Raw genomic sequence first — 17,677 nt, 5'->3', positions numbered from 1 at the left:
ATCATAAGGGTCCCGGGACCCTCATGCTGCTACAGGGATGTTACGGATTCGCCCGCCTGCCCGCCCGGGCCTCCTTGTCCGGTGGCGGGAGCGTGTGCTGTGGTGTCGGTATTCGCTTTCTACGGGGGTGGCGCGTGCGGCCTACAGACGGCGGCGCCGGAAATCTGCTGGCCATCAGCGACCTGCACATCGGCTACGCGGAGAACCGCGCCCTGGTCGAGGACATGCGCCCCGAGACGGACCGGGACTGGCTCTTGGTGGCGGGTGACATCGGGGAGATCGTCGAGGACATCCGGTGGACGCTCACGACGCTCGGCGAACGGTTCGAGAAGGTCGTCTGGGTGCCCGGCAACCATGAGCTGTGGACCCATCCCAAGGATCCGGTCCAGCTCCGCGGTGTGGCCCGGTACGAGCATCTGGTGGCCCTGTGCCGGGAGTTGGGCGTCGTCACCCCCGAGGACCCCTACCCCGTCTGGAACGGCCCCGGCGGTCCCGCCGTCGTGGCGCCGCTCTTCCTTCTCTACGACTACTCCTTCCTGCCGCAGGGCTGCGCCACCAAGGCCGAGGGGCTGGCGTACGCCGAGGGGACCGGCATCGTGTGCACGGACGAGTACCTGCTCCACCCCGACCCGTATCCGAGCCGCGAGGACTGGTGCCGGGCCCGGGTGGCCCTGACCGAGCGCAGACTCGCCGAGATCCCCGACGGACTGCCGGTCGTCCCGGTGAACCACTACCCCCTGGACCGCCACCCGATGGACGTCCTGTGGCACCCCGAGTTCGCCATGTGGTGCGGTACGGAGGCCACCGCCGACTGGCACCGCAGGTTCCGCGTCGAGACCATGGTCTACGGACACCTGCACATCCCCCGGACCACCTGGCACGAGGGTGTCCGGTTCGAAGAGGTGTCGGTGGGCTATCCGCGAGAATGGCGCAAGCGACCGGGACCGCCGGCCGCGCTGCGCCGCATTCTGCCGATGGAGGTCAAAGCCGGTGATGGAGGAGCTGCTTCCGGAGTCGGTGGTGGCCGTGGAGAGCCACGGTGACGAACCGGCCGGGGACGCGAGTCTGTACCCCGAGGAACTGGCGGTCCTGACCCGCGCCGTGGGCAAGCGGCGCCGCGAGTTCGCCACCGTGCGCGTCTGCGCCCGGCGTGCCATGGAGAAGCTGGGTGTGGCGCCCGGGCCCGTGCTGCCGGGCGAGCGCGGCGCCCCGCGGTGGCCGGCGGGCGTCATCGGCAGCATGACGCACTGCGAGGGCTACGCCGCCGCCGCGCTCGCCCGTGCCGGCGATCTGGCCTCCCTCGGCATCGACGCCGAACCCCATCTGGCACTCCCCGACGACGTCCTGGAGGCCGTCGCCCTGCCCGGGGAGTCGGACCGTCTGGACCGGCTCGCCGCACAGGTCCCCGCCGTCCACTGGGACCGGCTGCTGTTCAGCGCCAAGGAGTCGGTCTACAAGGCGTGGTTCCCGCTCACCGGCAAATGGCTCGACTTCTCCGGGGCCGACATCACCATCTCCGTCGACCCGACGCCCCTCGACCCGACGCCCGCAGCGGACGGCCTCTCGGGCGGGCTGAGCGCTCAACTCCTCGTTCCGGGGCCCGTGGTGGACGGGGTTCCGGTCCAGGTCTTCACCGGCCGCTGGACGGTACGGGGCGGCCTGGTCGCGAGCGCGATCACGGTCCCGCACGCCGGACCGGGCCCGGCGCCGGGCCCGGCCACCGTCTGACCGTACGACGCACGGCCAGGGCATCCGACCCGAACCCGCGATCGCCGGCCCACCCCGGCCGTACGCTCCGACCGGCCGGGCGCCGGGCCCGTACGTCTCCAGCGCCGAGCCCCGCCCCCCGCCTGCGGGCGGTCAGCCCGGATCCGGGCACCAGGCGTGCAGCAGTTCGAAGAACGCGTCCTCGTTGCCCGCGAGGCCGGCCGCCTTCAGGGCCCGTTCCGTCTCGGCGAGCACGGCGGGCGGGACCATGGGGGGCCGGCCGCCGTCCGTCGGGCCGTCGAAAGCCGCTCGTACCGTCTGGAGGAGGCGGAGGTAGGCCTGCACGGCGGCGCGTTCGTGGTCGGTCAGTACGGCTGTCGGCATCGGACGGCTCCCCTGGTCGGCTTGTCGTGACACTGGTCCTGACCCCAGCTTGCCGTCCGCCACTGACAATGCGGTTTCCGACCGGGGAGGTTCGCCCGCTTAGCGGAGGCGAAACCTCACCGAAACCCCAGGTGGAACAGGGCCCCTACGCTGGAGGGAAGAGCTCGGGGCCGTCCGCGGGACGGCCTCGCAGGCCGCCGTGTTGGCGGCTCGGGTGCCGTCATCGCGGCGGCCTGGGAACGGGAGGTCGGCCCGTGGTCGACGTACAGCCCCGGCAGTCGCGGCGCACCGCGCGGCTGCGTTCCGTCGGTGACGGAGAACTGCGTCTGCATCACCGCCTCGTGCACGGCTACCGGCGCGCCTACCGGATGGCGGGACAGGGCCCCGCGCTCGTCCTGATCCACGGCATAGGCGACTCCTCGGCGACCTGGGCGGAGCTGATCCCCGACCTCGCCCGCACCCACACGGTCATCGCACCCGACCTGCTCGGCCACGGCGCGTCCGACAAGCCGCGCGCCGACTACTCGGTGGCCGCCTACGCCAACGGCGTGCGCGATCTGCTGGCCACGCTCGACATCGAGTCCGCCACCCTGGTCGGGCACTCGCTGGGCGGGGGAGTGGCGATGCAGTTCGCCTACCAGTTCCCCGAGCGCACCGAGCGGCTGATCCTGGTCAGCGCGGGCGGAGTGGGCGGCGAGGTCAACCCCGTCCTGCGTGCCGTGTCGCTGCCGGGCGCGCATCTGATGCTGTCCCTGCTGCGACTGCCCGGCATGCGGCACAACGTGGGCCTGTTCCTGCGCCTGATGCGGCTGCTCGACGCCGATCTGGCGCAGGACGCACCGGAGTTGGTGCACCTCGTGGACGCGCTTCCCGACGCCACCTCCCGCAGCGCGTTCGTCCGGACCCTGCGGGCCGTGGTCGACTGGCGCGGCCAGGCGGTCACCATGCTCGACCGCTGCTATCTCACCGAGGGCATGCCCACCATGCTGCTCTGGGGGGACCGGGACAGCGTGGTGCCGGTGCGGCACGCCCACGGGGCGCACGCGGCCATGCCGGGCAGCCGTCTGGAGATCTTCGAGGGAGCCGGTCACTTCCCCTTCCACAGCGATCCGGCGCGTTTCCTCGCCCTGGTCGAGGAGTTCACGACCACCACCAGTCCGGCCGACTGGAGCCGCGAACGCTGGCGCGAGCTGCTGCGCGCCGGACGCCCGGGTACGGCGGCGGGGCAGCCGGACACCGCGCGGAACCGTTCGCTGGAACGGGACCTGCGCGAGGCGAGCGAACGCAGCGCGACCTGAGGACCCGGCCGGGGGACGGCGGCGCGGGGTCAGCCGGTTCGTTCGCGGGTGTCGTGCCCCGGTCCGGTCGTGGCGTCCGCCCGGCCCCGGACGGCCGCGACGACCGGCGAGTGACGCAGCGCGTCGGACATGCGGACGAGGTCGCGGCGGCCGTCGGTGTGCGCGGGAGCGGTCCCGGTCACGGGCGGCGGGTCCGCCGTCTCCGCCGAGCGGATGACACGGCCCTCCGGGTCGGCGGCCCGTGCCCGCACCGCGACCGTCACCATCGCCGCGTCGGCCTCGGCGTGCGCCTCGGCGGCGGAGGAGCCCGCCGCGACCGCGGCCCCGTACGCCCGGGAGCGCACCTCGGAGTCGAAGTAGGGGTAGAGGCTCAGCATGCCGTCGTGGATGTCGGACTCCCGCTGGGTGACCTGGAGTTCGGCGGGCGTCCACCAGGACATCCGCACCGCGCGGTCCTCCGGCACGGCGACCGGCTTCAGTTCCCGCCACAACGGTCCGAGCCGCCGGTAGGCCGACCAGGTGTTCCAGACGTCCTCGACACGGCGCCAGGCGAGGGGGAGGCAGAAGCCGACCGCGGTGATCTGGGCCCCGGCCGAGGCCAGCATGGGGGCCACGTTGGTACTGAGGCCGTCCAGGTCCGCGCCGTTCCAGCGGGCGACCACGGCGGTGAACTTGGCGGCGGAGTAAGGGATGTTGCACAGGGACCCGAAGGCGATGATCACCAGCCCGGCGCGCAGCCGGCCCTGCACCTGGATCGCCCAGCGCCAGCACATGAAGTTCATCGCGACACCGGCGACGGTCAGCGACGCGAGGTACAGGACGATCATCTCGCGGATGAAGGGCGTGTTGGCGTAGTACGTGTCGAGGTCGCGCAGCCGTTCGACGGAGGCGTCCCCGAGGGCGAACAGGACGATCAGCGCCACGCCGACCACGGTGTATCCGAGGATCCAGCGGCGGGAGAGCCGCCGCGTCACCTCGGGCGGTCCGCCGCGCCAGTTGATGATCAGCACCAGACAGGAGGCGCTGTAGGCGCTCAGCAGGCAGTAGACGAGGGGGGCCGAGATGTTGGCTATCCCGGTGGCGTCGTTGACGGCGGCGATGGTCGGCGGGGCCGCGAAGAGGAACACCAGGCCGGCGAGGGCGAGGAGCGCGCCCACGGAGCGCAGCAGCGGATCGCGCCGGCCGCGCAGCAGCGAGGGGCCTTTGAACGCGATCGCCGCGCCCATGGCGACGGCCGGGATGTAGTAGCTGGATCCGTCCATGCCCCCGGGACCTTCAGCCTCGCGGCCCGCGACAGCCCAGGGAGGCCTCGATGCGGCCGGCCAGGCCGTGTCGCTGCACCGGGCCGCGGAGCGAGGAACCGGCCAGCCAGGTACGGCACTTGCTCGCGAGCAGGAGTCCGAAGCTCTCGGCCTCCTGCTCGTCGGCGCGGTCGAAGCGGGTGCGCGCCGCCACTTTCAGGACGGTGGCCTGAAGATCGGCACCGTCGTTCAATAAGCGCGCCGCGACGGCCGCGCCCTCGACGTGATGGCTGCAGTGCCCGGCCTTCATGTGCCACAGCTCGTGACCGAGGATGACCAACTGATGGTCGGGCGCGGTGCGTTCCTCGATGACGACCAGGTCCTGTTCGGCCATGTCGAGCCACAGCCCGCTGGCGGTGCCGGGCGGGAAGGCGGCCGTACGGAACTGGACGGGACGCCCGCGGCGCCTGCTCATCGCGCCGCACAGCTCGGTGTAGAGGTCGGCGGGTGCCGCCGGTGCCGGGAGCGAGAGCTCCGAGACGAGTTCGCCGCACAGGCGGCGCATTTCCCTTCCGATGCCCACTGGTCTCCCCCGGCTCACGACTCTGGCCGCTTGACGCTCTCCAGGAGCATGTCCAGCCATTCCGCGACCTTGTCCCGGTGCTGGTCGGTGGGCAACTGCGCGGCCCGCCAGGCGATCCCGCGGACGCCGTGGTCGAGGAGCAGCCGTTCGAGCGGATCGTGGGCGACGGTGGCGGCGGCGCGTTCGCGGTCCGCGAGGCGCTGCAGGAGTTCCTGCTCCGACCGCTGGAGCGCGCCCACGAGCGCTTCGGAGTCCTCGGCCGTGAGGAACCCGGCGTGCACCCGGAAGAAGCGCTGGATGGCGTCGCAGTGCTCCATGGTGGGGCGCCGGTCGCCGTTGATGAGGGCGCCCGCCTGCTGCCGGGACATGCCGGCACCGTCCGCTATCTCCTGCTGCGTGTAGCGGCGGCCGTTGGGCTTGAGCCGGGTGCGCCGCAGCAGGTCGAGGCGTTGCAGGAACCGTGCCTGCAGGTCGGGTTCACCGGCGGGCCGGCCGCCCAGCAGGGCCTTCGCGACGGGTTCGGGGACACCGGACTCGGCCGACAGCCGCCGGACGTCGAAGACTTCCGCCTGCGGCACGCCGAGCCGGTCGGCGAGTGCGGTGACCCTGGCCACGACGGCCTGCAGCAGAACCGTCGCCGTGGCGCACGGAACCTCGAAGCCATCCGTCACCGACAGATCTCCTACGTCTCTCTCAGGTGGCTCTCACGAAGTTCGGGAACCATGTGGACACGAGGGTCAGGAACCATCCCGGCGGCAAGACCGGGGACCATCCGGAGCCTAGCCGGTCGCTCGAACTCACATCCAGGTCTCGCCACAACTGTGGCGAGATTCAGCCGTCAACAAGCGCCAAATGCCACGATAGTTGACACGCCTGTCTCCGGGGCAGCAGGATCGGGGCGCCGCGTGAAGGCCGCAGAGGCAAGAGGGGTGACCTCCCGATGGCGTACCAGGCAGGAAGGCAGCGGTCCCAGCCGCGACCTGTCCCCGAGAGTCTCGAAGCGCAGGCGTACCTCCAGGACTACGCCACGCTCCTCGAGGCCGTGCCCTTCCCCTCCTTCGTCTTCGACCGCCGCTGGGACGTCGTGCTGTCCAACGACGCGTTCGAGACACTTTTCTCCGGCGTGGGCGCGCATCCGACCGCCATGCCGGGCGACAACTTCCTGCGTTTCGTGCTGTTCCACCCGGACGCGGGGTCGGTCCTCGGCGAGCACGAGTCGAGCTGGTGCCTGCCGATGCTCGCGCACTTCGCCGCGGCGGTGGAGCGCAACGGCCAGGACCGCGGACTCCAGGCGATCCGCCGGGACATCGCGCAGGACCCGATCATGGACGCCGCCTACCGGCACGGCCTGCCGCACTGGATCGAGGCCGTCGGACCGCGCGGGGTCGAGCACGACGGGGCCGTGCGCCCGCTGGTCCACCCCGATCCGCGCTGGGGCGGCACGGACTGCCGGATCGTCGACGAGACCCCCAAGGCCCTTCAGGACATGGGGTATTCGCGGATCACCCTGGTGCTGCGCGACGCGGCCCGGCCGGTCGCGGGCGGACCGGGCAGGGCACGCAAGACGCGCAACGGCGCGGCGGAGCTTCGTGCCGTGTGACGCGCGTTGACTCCCGGCGCGGAGGGGGCCGAGGGACGCGGTCCCAGGGGGCGGATCGGCGCGTTCAGCCGCCCGGCATGACGAGGACGAGGGGCACACTGTCGCAGGGGACGAGCCGCAGGTCCTCGTGGCGGGTGCCGCGGGCCGCCGCCAGCACGGCCGCGAAGTCGGGCCCCTTGACGAGTGATCCGGCCAGATGCGCGGGATCCGCCGACGCGGCCACCCGGCCGCGGGCGTTCACCAGGAAGGCGGCTCCGGGCAGCCGTTGCAGCAGCGGGACGACCGCCTGCTCGAAGTGCCGCAGATACACGTCGGCCGCGGCGACCCCCACGAACCGGCCCTCCACCTGGACCGGAGCGGACAACGTGAGGCTGTACTCGTCGGAGCAGAGGTAGTCGACGTAGGGCCCGGCGACCGCGCGCTGCCCGGTGTCGCGGGGGAGGGCGAACCAGTCCCAGTGCGTGTAGTCCGAGTACGCGGAGTGCGCCGGGTCGAGGTCGAGCAGCAGCGGTCGTACGCTGCCGTCGGAACCCTGCTGCCACCACTCCAGCCACGCCGGTACGTCGCCGAGCAGGCCCGGTGCCGCCACGAACCCGGCGCCCGACACCAACTCCTGCCGGGTCAGCCGCAGATGCAGTCCCGGTCGCAGTGCCGCCAGGTCCACCGTCGCGGGGCGGCGGCCCTCGGCGGCGACGCGGGTGAGCAGCGCGGCCGCGTCGGCCCGGGTGTCGGCGACCGCGTCGAAGACGGCCTCCAGCGTGCAGCGGACCTGCGTGGCGACGGCCGCCTCGGCGGAGACGTCAAGCGTCGCCGTCGCGCCGGCCGGCCCGGGGCTCCTGCGCATGGGTGCCCTCCAGTGGACGCGTACCTGACACGGCACGCGGCATCTGGAGGCGCAGGGTGATGAGCCGCGCCGTCGAGTCCACCACGCACCGCTCGGCCAGTGCTCTGGCCGAATCGTGGGCCCCATCTTGCACGGCCGAGATTACGGAGCGGTGACGGTCGGCGACTTCTTCACGATATTCGTCGTCCCCCAGCACGAGGCACATCAGCGCCCCCACCTCGGTCTGGAGCACGACCTGCTCACGCGTCAGCCGCGCGGACTGCGCCGCCGCGGCGAGCTCGACGTGGAAGCGGCCGTAGACGCGGCTGCGGGCGGCGGCGTCCTCGGCGGCCGACAGGTCGTCCAGGGTGCGCCGCAGGGCCTTGAGGTCGTCCGGCTCGGTCCGCTGCGCCGCGAGCCGGGCCGCCGCTCCGGACAGCGCGGCCCAGTGGTCGCCCAGGTCGCGCAGCTCCTCGGTGCTCCACCCGGCCAGCCGGGCCAACAGCCTTTCCTCGCCGGGGACTTCGGGAAGCGACACGAAGCTGCCGCCGCCGCGCCCGCGCCGTGTGGTGACCAGTCCCTGCTGCCGCAGGGCCATGAGGGCCTCGCGCAGGGTGACCGTGGACACGCCGAGCTGGCCGGCCAGCTCCATCTCTCCCGGCAGTTGCTCGCCGTCGGCGAGCAGCCCCAGCTCGATGGCGTCACCGATCCGGTGCACGACCGTCTCGACGCGGGCGCGGTTGTCCACGGGTGTGAAGACGGCTCTGCGGACGCCGTCGCCCCTGTGTTGCTTCACGGTCACCACCTTGTGCGTTGACTCAACCTTTACTCTAAGGGGGTCTTGAGCTTTGAACTATGGCTTCATATCTTTCCGGTCAGTGTTGCAACGCACCAACGCACCAGAAAGGTTCCCCGCCCATGGAGGCAAAGGCGATCCGGCTCCAGGGCCTGCGCAAGGCGTTCGGTGAGACGACCGCCGTGGCCGGAGTCGATCTGGAGATAGCCGACGGCGAGTTCTTCTCGATGCTCGGTCCCTCGGGCTCGGGCAAGACGACCGTGCTGCGGATGATCGCCGGATTCGAGAGCCCGACGGAGGGCCGGATCGAACTGGCGGGCCAGGAGGTCACCGGTCTCGCCCCCTTCGAACGGGACGTGCACACCGTCTTCCAGGACTATGCCCTGTTCCCGCACATGACCGTCGAGGAGAACGTCGCCTACGGACTCAAGGTCCGCAAGGTGCCCAAGGCCGAACGGCTGGTCCGGGCCCGCAAGGCGCTCGCCGACGTCCGCCTGGAAGGGTTCGGCCGCCGCCGTCCGGGCCAGCTCTCCGGAGGCCAGCGCCAGCGCGTGGCTCTCGCGAGGGCCCTGGTCGGCCGCCCCAGCGTCCTGCTCCTCGACGAACCCCTCGGCGCCCTCGACCTCAAGCTGCGCGAGCAGATGCAGGTCGAACTCAAGGCGATCCAGCGCGAGGTCGGCATCACCTTCGTGTTCGTCACCCACGACCAGGAGGAGGCCCTGACGATGAGCGACCGCATCGCCGTCTTCCACCAGGGCCGCATCGAACAGGTCGGCACCCCGGCCGAGATCTACGAACGCCCCGCCACCGCCTTCGTCGCGGGCTTCGTCGGTACGTCCAATCTGCTCGACGGGCAGTCGGCGCAGCAGATCGTCGGCGCCCCGGGCACGTACAGCATCCGGCCGGAGAAGATCCGGGTCCTCGCGGAGCCCACGGATCCCGCCGGGCCCACGGATCCCGCCGACGGCGCCGGGTCCGCCGACGCCGGCGCGGCCGGCGAGCCGGAGCACTCGACCGCCACCGGCACCGTCGCCGAGGTCGTCTATCTCGGCGACGCCACCCGCTTCCTGGTCGATCTCGACGCGGGCGGCCGCCTCACCGCGCTCCAGCAGAACCTGGACACCTCCTCCGAGGACGTCGCCGCCCTGCGCGGCACCCGGGTCCGGCTCCGGTGGCACCGCCGCCACGCCTTCCAGGTCCCCGACCCCCGCTGACCCCCCCCGCTCAGTCCACCGTCACGTATGGAGTACGCCGTGCGCCTCACCCCACCCCTCAAGGCCGCCGCCGCCGTCGCGGTGCTCCTCGCCGCCACCGCCTGCGGATCGTCCGGTACGGGCTCCTCCGCGTCCACCGGCCTCAACCCACCCGACCTCAAGGCGCAGTCGAAGCTCGGCAAGACCGAGGGCCAGGTCAACCTGATCGCCTGGGCCGGCTATGTCGAGGACGGTTCCAACGACCCCAAGGTCGACTGGGTCGGCGACTTCGAGAAGCAGACCGGCTGCCAGGTCAACTCCAAGGTCGCCGCCAGCTCCGACGAGATGGTCAAGCTGATGAAGACCGGCCAGTACGACGCCGTCTCCGCCTCCGGTGACGCCTCCCTGCGCCTCATCGCCTCGGGCGACGCGGCCCCGGTCAACACCGGCCTCGTACCGAACTACAAGAACGTCTTCAGCGGCCTGAAGAAGGGCGCCTGGAACTCCGTCAAGGGCCAGATGTACGGCATCCCGCACGGCCGGGGCGCCAACCTCCTGATGTACAACACCGAGAAGGTCAGCCCGGCCCCCACGTCCTGGTCGGCGGTCTTCGACGACGCCTCGGCGAACAAGGGCCACGTCACCGCGTACGACTCGCCGATCTACATCGCCGACGCGGCGCTGTATCTGAAGGCGACCAAGCCCGAGCTGAAGATCAAGGACCCTTACGCGCTCGACCAGAAGCAGTTCGACGCGGCCGTCGCCCTGCTGAAGAAGCAGAGCGCGAACGTGGGGGAGTACTGGAGCGACTACCTCAAGGAGATCTCCGCCTTCAAGAGCGGCGACTCCGTGGTCGGCGCCACCTGGCAGGTCATCGCCAACCTGACGGCCGACGAGGGCGCCAAGGTGAAGGCCTTCGTGCCCGAGGAGGGCTCCACCGGCTGGTCCGACACCTGGATGGTCGCCGCCAAGGCCAAGCACCCCAACTGCGCCTACAAGTGGATGGACTGGATCATCTCGCCGAAGGTGAACGCCCAGGTGGCCGAGTACTTCGGTGAGGCGCCTGCCAACTCCGAGGCCTGTCAGTACACCAGCGACAAGTCCTTCTGCGACACCTACCACGCCACCGACGAGAGCTACTGGAAGAACATCGCCTTCTGGAACACGCCCATCGAGCAGTGCCTCGACGGCCGCACCGACGTCAAGTGCGTCCCGTACGCCAAGTGGGTCCAGGCCTGGACCGAGATCAAGGGCTGACCGAACGATGACCTCCATCCCGCAGGCCGCCGGACGCTCCCCCGTCCGGCGGCTCGCGGGGACACTGCACCGGCACTCCCGGCTGCGGCTGTCCCTGCTGCTGACCGCACCGCTGCTCTGGCTGACGGTGCTCTATCTCGGCTCCCTGGCCGTGCTGTTCGTCTCGGCCTTCTGGACGACGGACTCCTTCACCTCCGAGGTGGTGAAGGTCTGGTCGACCGACAACTTCCACCAGCTCCTGACCACCCCCGTCTACCGCCAGGTGATCCTGCGCAGCGTCGGGGTCGCCCTCGCCGTCACCGCCCTGTGCGCCGTGATCGCGTTCCCCGTCGCCTTCTACACGGCCCGGATCGCCCGGCCGGAGCGGCGCCCGCTGCTGGTGGTCGCCATCCTCACCCCGCTGTGGGCGAGTTATCTCGTCAAGGTGTACGCCTGGCGGCTGATCCTCTCTCAGGACGGCCTCGCCGACTGGGTGCTGAAGCCCCTGGGACTGAGCGGGCCCGGGTACGGACTCACGGCCGCGATCATCGCGCTGACCTACCTCTGGCTGCCGTACATGATCCTGCCGATCCACACCGCGCTGGAGCAGTTGCCCGCCAACCTGCTGGACGCCTCGGCGGACCTGGGGGCCCGCGCGGGCCGCACCTTCCGGTCGGTGGTGCTGCCGATGGTCCTGCCGTCCGTGGCCGCCGGCTCGGTGTTCACCTTCTCGCTCAGCCTCGGCGACTACATCACCGTGCAGATCGTCGGCGGCAAGACCCAGCTCATCGGCAACGTCGTCTACTCCAACATCGAACTGAACCTGCCCATGGCCGCCGCGCTCGGCACAGTCCCCGTCGTGGTCATCGTGGTGTACCTCCTCGCGATGCGCCGCACGGGCGCCCTGAGCAGTCTCTGAGGAGCCCGCTGTGCAACTCTCCCGTCCCGCGCGTATCGCGCTGCGCGTCGCCGCCGGGCTCGGCTTCGCGTTCATCTACGTGCCCCTCGCCCTCGTCCTGGTCAACTCCTTCAACCGGGACCGCAGCGCGAGCTGGCCGCCGTCCGGGCTCACCTTCCACTGGTGGTCGGTCGCCTGGGAGAACGAGGGGGCCCGCGCCGCGCTGTGGGTCTCGGTCAAGGCCGGCCTCGGCGCCACGGCGATCGCGCTGGTGCTGGGCACGCTCGTCGCCTTCGCCGTCGCCCGCCACCGGTTCTTCGGCCGGGACACCGTCTCCTTCGTGGTCGTCCTGCCGATCGCGCTGCCCGGCATCGTCACGGGCATCGCGCTCAACTCGGCGTTCAGCACGGTGCTCGAACCGCTCGGCGTCGGCCTCGGCATGTTCACCGTGATCGTCGGCCACGCCACCTTCTGCATCGTCGTCGTCTTCAACAACGTGGTCGCGCGACTGCGCCGTACGTCGGGAACGTACGAGGAGGCGGCGATGGACCTGGGCGCGGACACCTTCCGGGCCTTCGTCGACGTCACCTTCCCGCTGGTGCGCTCGGCGCTCCTGGCCGGCGCGCTGCTCGCCTTCGCGCTGTCCTTCGACGAGATCGTCGTGACGACGTTCACCGCCGGGCCCGGCATCGAGACCCTGCCGATCTGGATCTTCGACAACATGACCCGGCCCCGCCAGGCGCCGGTCGTGAACGTCGTGGCGGCCGTGCTCGTCCTGCTCTCGGTGATCCCGATCTACGTGGCCCAGCGCCTGTCCGCGGACACGGCCACGGAAAGCCGGATCTGAGGGGCGCCGCGCGAACGGCCTTTCACGCGAACCCCGCTCCGCGCGATCCGCCCTTCCCGCGAACCGCCCGGCACGGGACCTGCCGCGCACCTGAAGTATGTGACATAGTACTGATGTGAGTAGGCCTGTCACCTGCGATGTCGTGATCGTCGGAGCCGGAATGGTCGGCGCCGCCTGTGCCTGGTACGCGGCTCGTGAGGGCCTCGACGTCGCCGTGGTGGACCGCGGCTCCGTGGCCGGCGGGACGACCGGCGCCGGAGAGGGCAATCTGCTCGTCTCCGACAAGGAGCCCGGACCCGAACTCGACCTCGCCCTGCTCTCCGGACGCCTGTGGGCCGACCTCGCCGAGGAGCACGGGAAGGCGATCGAGTACGAGGCCAAGGGCGGCGTCGTCGTGGCGTCCACCCCCGAGGGCCTGGCCGCGCTGGAGACGTTCGCGGCGGGCCAGCGGACCGCCGGTGTGCTGGCCGAACAGGTCGACGCCGGCCAACTGCACGATCTGGAGCCGTACTTGGCCCCGGGGCTCGCGGGCGGCGTCCGCTACCCCCAGGACACCCAGGTGATGCCCGCCCTCGCGGCCGCCCGTCTTCTCCGGGCCTCGGGGGCGCGGCTGCTGACCGGGCACACCGTGACCGGGATACTGCGCGCGAGGGACGGCTCGGTCCGCGGAGTGCGCACCGACCGGGGCGACCTGCACGCGCCCGCCGTCGTCAACGCGGCCGGCACCTGGGGCGCCGACGTGGCCTCGCTCGCGGGCGTCAGGCTCCCCGTCCTGCCCCGCCGGGGATTCGTCCTCGTCACCGAGCCCCTGCCGCGCCGGGTGCACCACAAGGTGTACGCCGCGGACTACGTCGCCGACGTCGCCAGCGACTCGGCCGCCCTCCAGACGTCACCGGTGGTGGAGGGGACCGCGGCCGGTCCGATCCTGATCGGCGCGAGCCGGGAACGGGTCGGCTTCGACCGCTCGTTCTCGCTGCCCGTCGTACGGGAACTGGCCGCGGGCGCCACCCGGCTCTTCCCGTTCCTCTCGCAGGTGCGCGCCCTGCGGACGTACCTCGGATTCCGCCCCTACCTGCCCGATCATCTCCCCGCCATCGGCCCCGACCCCCGGGCGCCCGGTCTGCTGCACGCCTGCGGGCACGAGGGAGCCGGCATCGGACTGTCCACCGGCACCGGACAGGTGATCGCGCAGGTCCTCGCCGGCCGGGCACCCGGCCTCGACCTCGCGCCGTTCCGGCCCGACCGCTTCCCCGAGGAGGCCGCGTGAACCCCCTGGACCTCGTACGGGCCGCACCCGGCCCCGCCTTCACCGTCACCCTCGACGGCCGGCCCGTCGAGGTGCTGCCCGGCCGGACCGTGGCCGCCGCGCTGTGGGCCGAGGGCATCACCTCGTGGCGCAGCACCCGTGACGGGGGCCGGCCCCGCGGGGTCTTCTGCGGCATCGGCGTCTGCTTCGACTGCCTCGTCACCGTCAACGACCGCCCCAACCAACGGGCTTGTCTGGTCACGCCGGCACCCGGCGACAGGATCCGCACACAGGAGGGCACCGGCCACGATGACTGACGGACCCCACCGCCTCGCGGTGATCGGCGCCGGCCCGGCCGGTCTCGCCGCCACCCTGGCCGCGGCGGCACGCGGCATCCACGTGACGCTGATCGACTCGGCCGCGGCGGCGGGCGGACAGATCCACCGCCGTCCCGCGAGCGGACTCGGCGCCCGCCGGACCGGCGCGCTGAACCACGGCCGGCGCACCTGGGAGCGGCTGGAGCGGGGGCTCGCCGGGCACCTGGAGGCGGGCACGGTACGGCACTTGACGGAACATCATGTCTGGCTGGCCGAACGGACCGGGGCGACGGGCGCACGGAGCGGATTCACCGTCCACGCCCTCCTCGGCCCACTCCAGGAGGAGTCCGTCGCCGTGCGCGCCGACGCCGTGCTCCTCGCCACCGGCGGATACGAGAAGGTGCTGCCCTTCCCCGGCTGGACCCTTCCCGGAGTCGTGACCGCGGGCGGGGCCCAGGCCATGCTGAAGGGCGGCCTCGTCGTGCCCGGCCGCAGAGCCGTCGTCGCGGGGAGCGGGCCGCTGCTGCTCCCCGTGGCCACCGCGCTGGCCGCCGCCGGGGTCGACGTCGCCGCCCTCGTGGAGTCCCTCGACCCAAGGCGCCTGCCACGCGCCGGCGGGGCGCTGGCGGCCGAACCGGGCAAGATCGCCGAGGCGGCCTCGTACGCGGCCCGGCTCCTGCGCCACCGCGTCCCGTTCGTCCCGCGGCACACCGTCGTGGAAGCCCACGGCGAGGGCCGGGTGGAAGCCGTCACCGTCGCCGCGCTCGGCCCCGACGGGCGGGTCCGGTCCGGGACCGGGCGCCGTATCGCGTGCGACGCGCTCGCCGTCGGGCACGGGATGGTCCCGCACACCGATCTCGCCGAGGCGCTCGGCTGCCACGTCGTCGAGGGGGCGGGGGTCGACGTGGACGACGAGCAGCGCACCGGCGTGCCCGGCGTCTGGGCCGCCGGTGAGGTCACGGGGATCGGTGGCGCAGCGCTCTCCCTGGCCGAAGGGCATCTCGCAGGCCGGTCGGTGGCGGCCCGGCTGCGCGGCACCGAACCCGATCCGCGGTCGGCCGCCCGAGCCGTCAGGGCCCGCGCGCGAGCGCGCGCGTTCGCCTCCGCGCTGGAAGCCGTGTACCGGTCGCCCGCCCACTGGACGGACCAGGTCACCGACGACACCGTCGTGTGCCGCTGCGAGGAGGTCACGGCCGGCCGCGTCCGCGAGGCCGTCACCGACCTCGGCGCGGGCGACGTCAGGACGGTCAAGCTGCTCACGCGCGCCGGAATGGGATGGTGCCAGGGCCGGATCTGCGAACCCGCCGTCGCCGGACTCGCCGGTTGCGAACAGACGGCCGTACGAAGGCTGTTGGCGCGCCCCGTACCGCTCGGCGTCCTCGCCCGCGCCGGTTCGGACGAGGACCGGGCCCCGGGGGCGGACACGACGTCTTGACCGACAGTGCAATGTCACACTCCATGGAGAGGGAGGGACGCCCGATGACCGTCACCCCCGAGAGCCGGCGCCCCTGGCGCGGAGTCCTCGTCGCCACCGCGCTCCCGCTGAACCGCAACCTGTCCGTCGACCACGGCCGGTACGCCGAACACTGCTCCTGGCTCGTCGAGAACGGCTGCGACGGCGTCGTGCCCAACGGCTCGCTCGGCGAGTACCAGGTGCTCACGCCCGAGGAGCGCGCGAAGGTCGTGGAGACCGCCGTCGCCGCGGTCGGCGGGTCCCGCGTGATGCCGGGCGTCGCCGCGTACGGCTCCGCCGAGGCCCGCCGCTGGGCCGAGCAGGCCAAGGACGCGGGCTGCGGCTCCGTGATGCTGCTCCCGCCCAACGCCTATCGCGCGGACGAGCGTTCGGTCCTCGCCCACTACGAGGAGGTCTCCAGGGCAGGAGTCCCGGTCGTCGCGTACAACAACCCGATCGACACCAAGGTCGACCTGGTGCCCGAACTCCTGGCGAAGCTGCACGCCGCCGGTCTCGTCCAGGCGGTCAAGGAGTTCTCCGGTGATGTGCGCCGCGCCTACCGCATCGCCGAACTCGCCCCGGAGCTCGACCTGTTGATCGGCGCCGACGACGTCCTCCTCGAACTCGCCGTGGCCGGTGCCAAGGGCTGGGTCGCCGGATACCCGAACGCGCTGCCCCGGGCGGGCGTCGAGCTCTACCGCGCGGCCGTCGCCGGCGACCTCGACACGGCGGGCAAGCTCTACCGGCTGCTGCACCCGCTGCTGCGCTGGGACTCCCAGGTCGAGTTCGTCCAGGCCATCAAGCTGTCCATGGACATCGTCGGCCGCCACGGCGGTCCGGTCCGCCCGCCGCGCGTCCCGCTGCTGCCCGGACAGGAGGCGGCCGTGCGCCTGGCCACGGAACGGGCCGTGGCCGCCGGCCTCGCCTGAGCCCCGACGGCCCCCGCCGTCCGCCGACACCACCGAGGAGTCCCATGCGCAGCAAACTCGTCCTGCACGCCGTCGACTCGCACACGGAGGGCATGCCGACCCGGGTGATCACCGGCGGGATCGGCACCGTCCCGGGCGCGACCATGAACGAGCGGCGGCTCCACTTCCGCGAGCACCGCGACGACATCAAGCAGCTCCTGATGAACGAGCCGCGCGGACACGCGGCGATGAGCGGGGCCGTCCTCCAGCCGCCCACCCGCCCCGACTGCGACTACGGCGTGATCTACATCGAGGTGTCCGGCTATCTGCCGATGTGCGGACACGGCACGATCGGGGTCGCGACCGTGCTGGTGGAGACCGGCATGGTCGAGGTCGTCGAGCCGGTCACGACGATCCGGCTCGACACCCCCGCGGGTCTCGTCGTCGCCGAGGTCGCCGTGCGGGACGGCGCGGCCGAGGAGGTCACGCTCAGGAACGTGCCGTCGTTCGCCGTCGGCCTCGACCGCAAGGCCACGCTCGCCGACGGGCGCACGGTGACGTACGACCTGGCCTACGGCGGCAACTTCTACGCGATCCTGCCGCTGGAGCAGTTCGGCCTGCCCTTCGACCGCTCCCGCAAGGACGACATCCTCGCGGCGGGACTCGCGCTCATGGACGCGATCGACGCCGAGGGCGAGCCCGTGCACCCCGAGGACCCCTCGATCCGCGGCTGCCACCACGTCCACCTGTACGCGCCCGGGTCGAGCGCCCGGTCCTCGCGGCACGCGATGGTGATCCACCCCGGCTGGTTCGACCGCTCGCCCTGCGGTACGGGCACCAGCGCGCGCATGGCCCAGCTCCACGCCCGGGGTGAACTCCCGCTGGACACCGAGTTCGTGAACGAGTCCTTCATCGGGACGCGGTTCACCGGACGGCTGCTCGGCACGACCGAGGTCGCCGGGATGCCCGCCGTGCTGCCCAGCTTCACGGGCCGCGCCTGGATCACCGGGACCGCCCAGTACCTGCTCGACCCCTCGGACCCGTTCCCGGCCGGGTTCGTCCTGTGAGCGGCTCCGCGCCGGGGCGTGGATACTGGTGGGTCAGTACGACGTGACATGGCACAGGGCCGTACCGCGCGACGACGCGC

19 protein-coding genes are annotated in these 17,677 nt (G+C 72.1%); 13 read left to right on the top strand and 6 right to left on the bottom strand.

Annotation, left to right across the window (positions count from 1 at the left end; all coding sequences use genetic code 11):
* Nucleotides 1-134 precede the first annotated feature (134 nt).
* Nucleotides 135-1,043: a metallophosphoesterase family protein gene (locus ACZ4TO_RS05115; protein ID WP_468023455.1), complete on the top strand. Its 909-nt coding sequence runs from the start codon at nucleotides 135-137 to the stop codon at nucleotides 1,041-1,043.
* Complete coding sequence (locus ACZ4TO_RS05110; protein ID WP_468023454.1) at nucleotides 991-1,728, top strand: 4'-phosphopantetheinyl transferase family protein; 738 nt, start codon at nucleotides 991-993, stop codon at nucleotides 1,726-1,728. Before ACZ4TO_RS05115 ends, ACZ4TO_RS05110 begins: the two co-directional genes overlap by 53 nt.
* 132 nt (nucleotides 1,729-1,860) lie before the next feature.
* On the opposite strand, the gene ACZ4TO_RS05105 is transcribed toward ACZ4TO_RS05110, so the two are convergent.
* Nucleotides 1,861-2,091 carry a hypothetical protein gene (locus tag ACZ4TO_RS05105; protein ID WP_382796082.1) on the bottom strand — a complete coding sequence of 77 codons (231 nt, stop codon included), beginning with the start codon at nucleotides 2,089-2,091 and terminating at the stop codon, nucleotides 1,861-1,863.
* Nucleotides 2,092-2,345: 254 nt separating this feature from the next.
* Between ACZ4TO_RS05105 and ACZ4TO_RS05100 the strand changes: the two genes are divergently transcribed.
* Nucleotides 2,346-3,389, top strand: a complete 1,044-nt coding sequence (locus ACZ4TO_RS05100; RefSeq protein WP_468023453.1) for an alpha/beta fold hydrolase — start codon at nucleotides 2,346-2,348, stop codon at nucleotides 3,387-3,389.
* Between the two features lie 29 nt (nucleotides 3,390-3,418).
* Here the strand turns inward: ACZ4TO_RS05100 and ACZ4TO_RS05095 are convergent, their stop codons facing one another.
* The 3 genes from ACZ4TO_RS05095 to ACZ4TO_RS05085 are packed head-to-tail and all read right to left on the bottom strand — an operon-like array spanning nucleotide 3,419 to nucleotide 5,884.
* On the bottom strand, nucleotides 3,419-4,651 hold the full coding sequence (locus ACZ4TO_RS05095) for an MAB_1171c family putative transporter (RefSeq protein ID WP_468023452.1): 1,233 nt from the start codon (nucleotides 4,649-4,651) through the stop codon (nucleotides 3,419-3,421).
* A 13-nt stretch (nucleotides 4,652-4,664) separates the two neighbouring features.
* Nucleotides 4,665-5,195, bottom strand: coding sequence for a toxin-antitoxin system, toxin component (locus ACZ4TO_RS05090; protein WP_382796194.1), 531 nt, complete (start codon nucleotides 5,193-5,195; stop codon nucleotides 4,665-4,667).
* A 32-nt stretch (nucleotides 5,196-5,227) separates the two neighbouring features.
* Complete coding sequence (locus ACZ4TO_RS05085) at nucleotides 5,228-5,884, bottom strand: helix-turn-helix domain-containing protein (RefSeq protein WP_382796085.1); 657 nt, start codon at nucleotides 5,882-5,884, stop codon at nucleotides 5,228-5,230.
* Between the two features lie 269 nt (nucleotides 5,885-6,153).
* On the opposite strand from ACZ4TO_RS05085, the gene ACZ4TO_RS05080 reads away from it, so the two are divergent.
* Nucleotides 6,154-6,813, top strand: coding sequence for an MmyB family transcriptional regulator (locus tag ACZ4TO_RS05080; protein ID WP_382796087.1), 660 nt, complete (start codon nucleotides 6,154-6,156; stop codon nucleotides 6,811-6,813).
* Between the two features lie 64 nt (nucleotides 6,814-6,877).
* On the opposite strand, the gene ACZ4TO_RS05075 is transcribed toward ACZ4TO_RS05080, so the two are convergent.
* Nucleotides 6,878-7,657, bottom strand: coding sequence for a cache domain-containing protein (locus ACZ4TO_RS05075; RefSeq protein WP_468023451.1), 780 nt, complete (start codon nucleotides 7,655-7,657; stop codon nucleotides 6,878-6,880).
* Nucleotides 7,614-8,432, bottom strand: a complete 819-nt coding sequence (locus ACZ4TO_RS05070) for a FadR/GntR family transcriptional regulator (protein ID WP_382796091.1) — start codon at nucleotides 8,430-8,432, stop codon at nucleotides 7,614-7,616. Before ACZ4TO_RS05070 ends, ACZ4TO_RS05075 begins: the two co-directional genes overlap by 44 nt.
* 122 nt (nucleotides 8,433-8,554) lie before the next feature.
* Between ACZ4TO_RS05070 and ACZ4TO_RS05065 the strand changes: the two genes are divergently transcribed.
* From ACZ4TO_RS05065 to ACZ4TO_RS05025, 9 genes are all read left to right on the top strand, one after another.
* Nucleotides 8,555-9,646 (top strand): ABC transporter ATP-binding protein, encoded by a 1,092-nt coding sequence (locus ACZ4TO_RS05065; protein WP_382796093.1) that lies wholly within the window; start codon nucleotides 8,555-8,557, stop codon nucleotides 9,644-9,646.
* Nucleotides 9,647-9,673: 27 nt separating this feature from the next.
* A complete protein-coding gene (locus tag ACZ4TO_RS05060) occupies nucleotides 9,674-10,882 on the top strand; it encodes an ABC transporter substrate-binding protein (protein ID WP_468023450.1) in 1,209 nt (402 codons plus the stop codon).
* A gap of 7 nt (nucleotides 10,883-10,889) precedes the next feature.
* The gene (locus ACZ4TO_RS05055; protein WP_468023449.1) at nucleotides 10,890-11,780 is read left to right on the top strand and encodes an ABC transporter permease; all 891 of its coding nucleotides are present in this window, start codon (nucleotides 10,890-10,892) and stop codon (nucleotides 11,778-11,780) included.
* A gap of 10 nt (nucleotides 11,781-11,790) precedes the next feature.
* On the top strand, nucleotides 11,791-12,606 hold the full coding sequence (locus ACZ4TO_RS05050) for an ABC transporter permease (RefSeq protein ID WP_467840219.1): 816 nt from the start codon (nucleotides 11,791-11,793) through the stop codon (nucleotides 12,604-12,606).
* A gap of 115 nt (nucleotides 12,607-12,721) precedes the next feature.
* Nucleotides 12,722-13,873: an NAD(P)/FAD-dependent oxidoreductase gene (locus ACZ4TO_RS05045; RefSeq protein WP_468023448.1), complete on the top strand. Its 1,152-nt coding sequence runs from the start codon at nucleotides 12,722-12,724 to the stop codon at nucleotides 13,871-13,873.
* On the top strand, nucleotides 13,870-14,169 hold the full coding sequence (locus ACZ4TO_RS05040) for a (2Fe-2S)-binding protein (RefSeq protein WP_382796103.1): 300 nt from the start codon (nucleotides 13,870-13,872) through the stop codon (nucleotides 14,167-14,169). Before ACZ4TO_RS05045 ends, ACZ4TO_RS05040 begins: the two co-directional genes overlap by 4 nt.
* A complete protein-coding gene (locus tag ACZ4TO_RS05035) occupies nucleotides 14,162-15,604 on the top strand; it encodes an FAD-dependent oxidoreductase (RefSeq protein ID WP_468023447.1) in 1,443 nt (480 codons plus the stop codon). Before ACZ4TO_RS05040 ends, ACZ4TO_RS05035 begins: the two co-directional genes overlap by 8 nt.
* 44 nt (nucleotides 15,605-15,648) lie before the next feature.
* Nucleotides 15,649-16,551, top strand: a complete 903-nt coding sequence (locus tag ACZ4TO_RS05030) for a dihydrodipicolinate synthase family protein (protein WP_382796106.1) — start codon at nucleotides 15,649-15,651, stop codon at nucleotides 16,549-16,551.
* A gap of 44 nt (nucleotides 16,552-16,595) precedes the next feature.
* Nucleotides 16,596-17,597 (top strand): proline racemase family protein, encoded by a 1,002-nt coding sequence (locus tag ACZ4TO_RS05025; RefSeq protein WP_382796108.1) that lies wholly within the window; start codon nucleotides 16,596-16,598, stop codon nucleotides 17,595-17,597.
* Nucleotides 17,598-17,677 lie beyond the last annotated feature (80 nt).

The sequence above is a fragment of the Streptomyces sp. NPDC028298 genome (genome assembly GCF_055565895.1).
The sequence above is the reverse complement of the archived record's forward strand: the minus strand, read 5'-3'. Positions and strand labels throughout refer to the sequence as shown.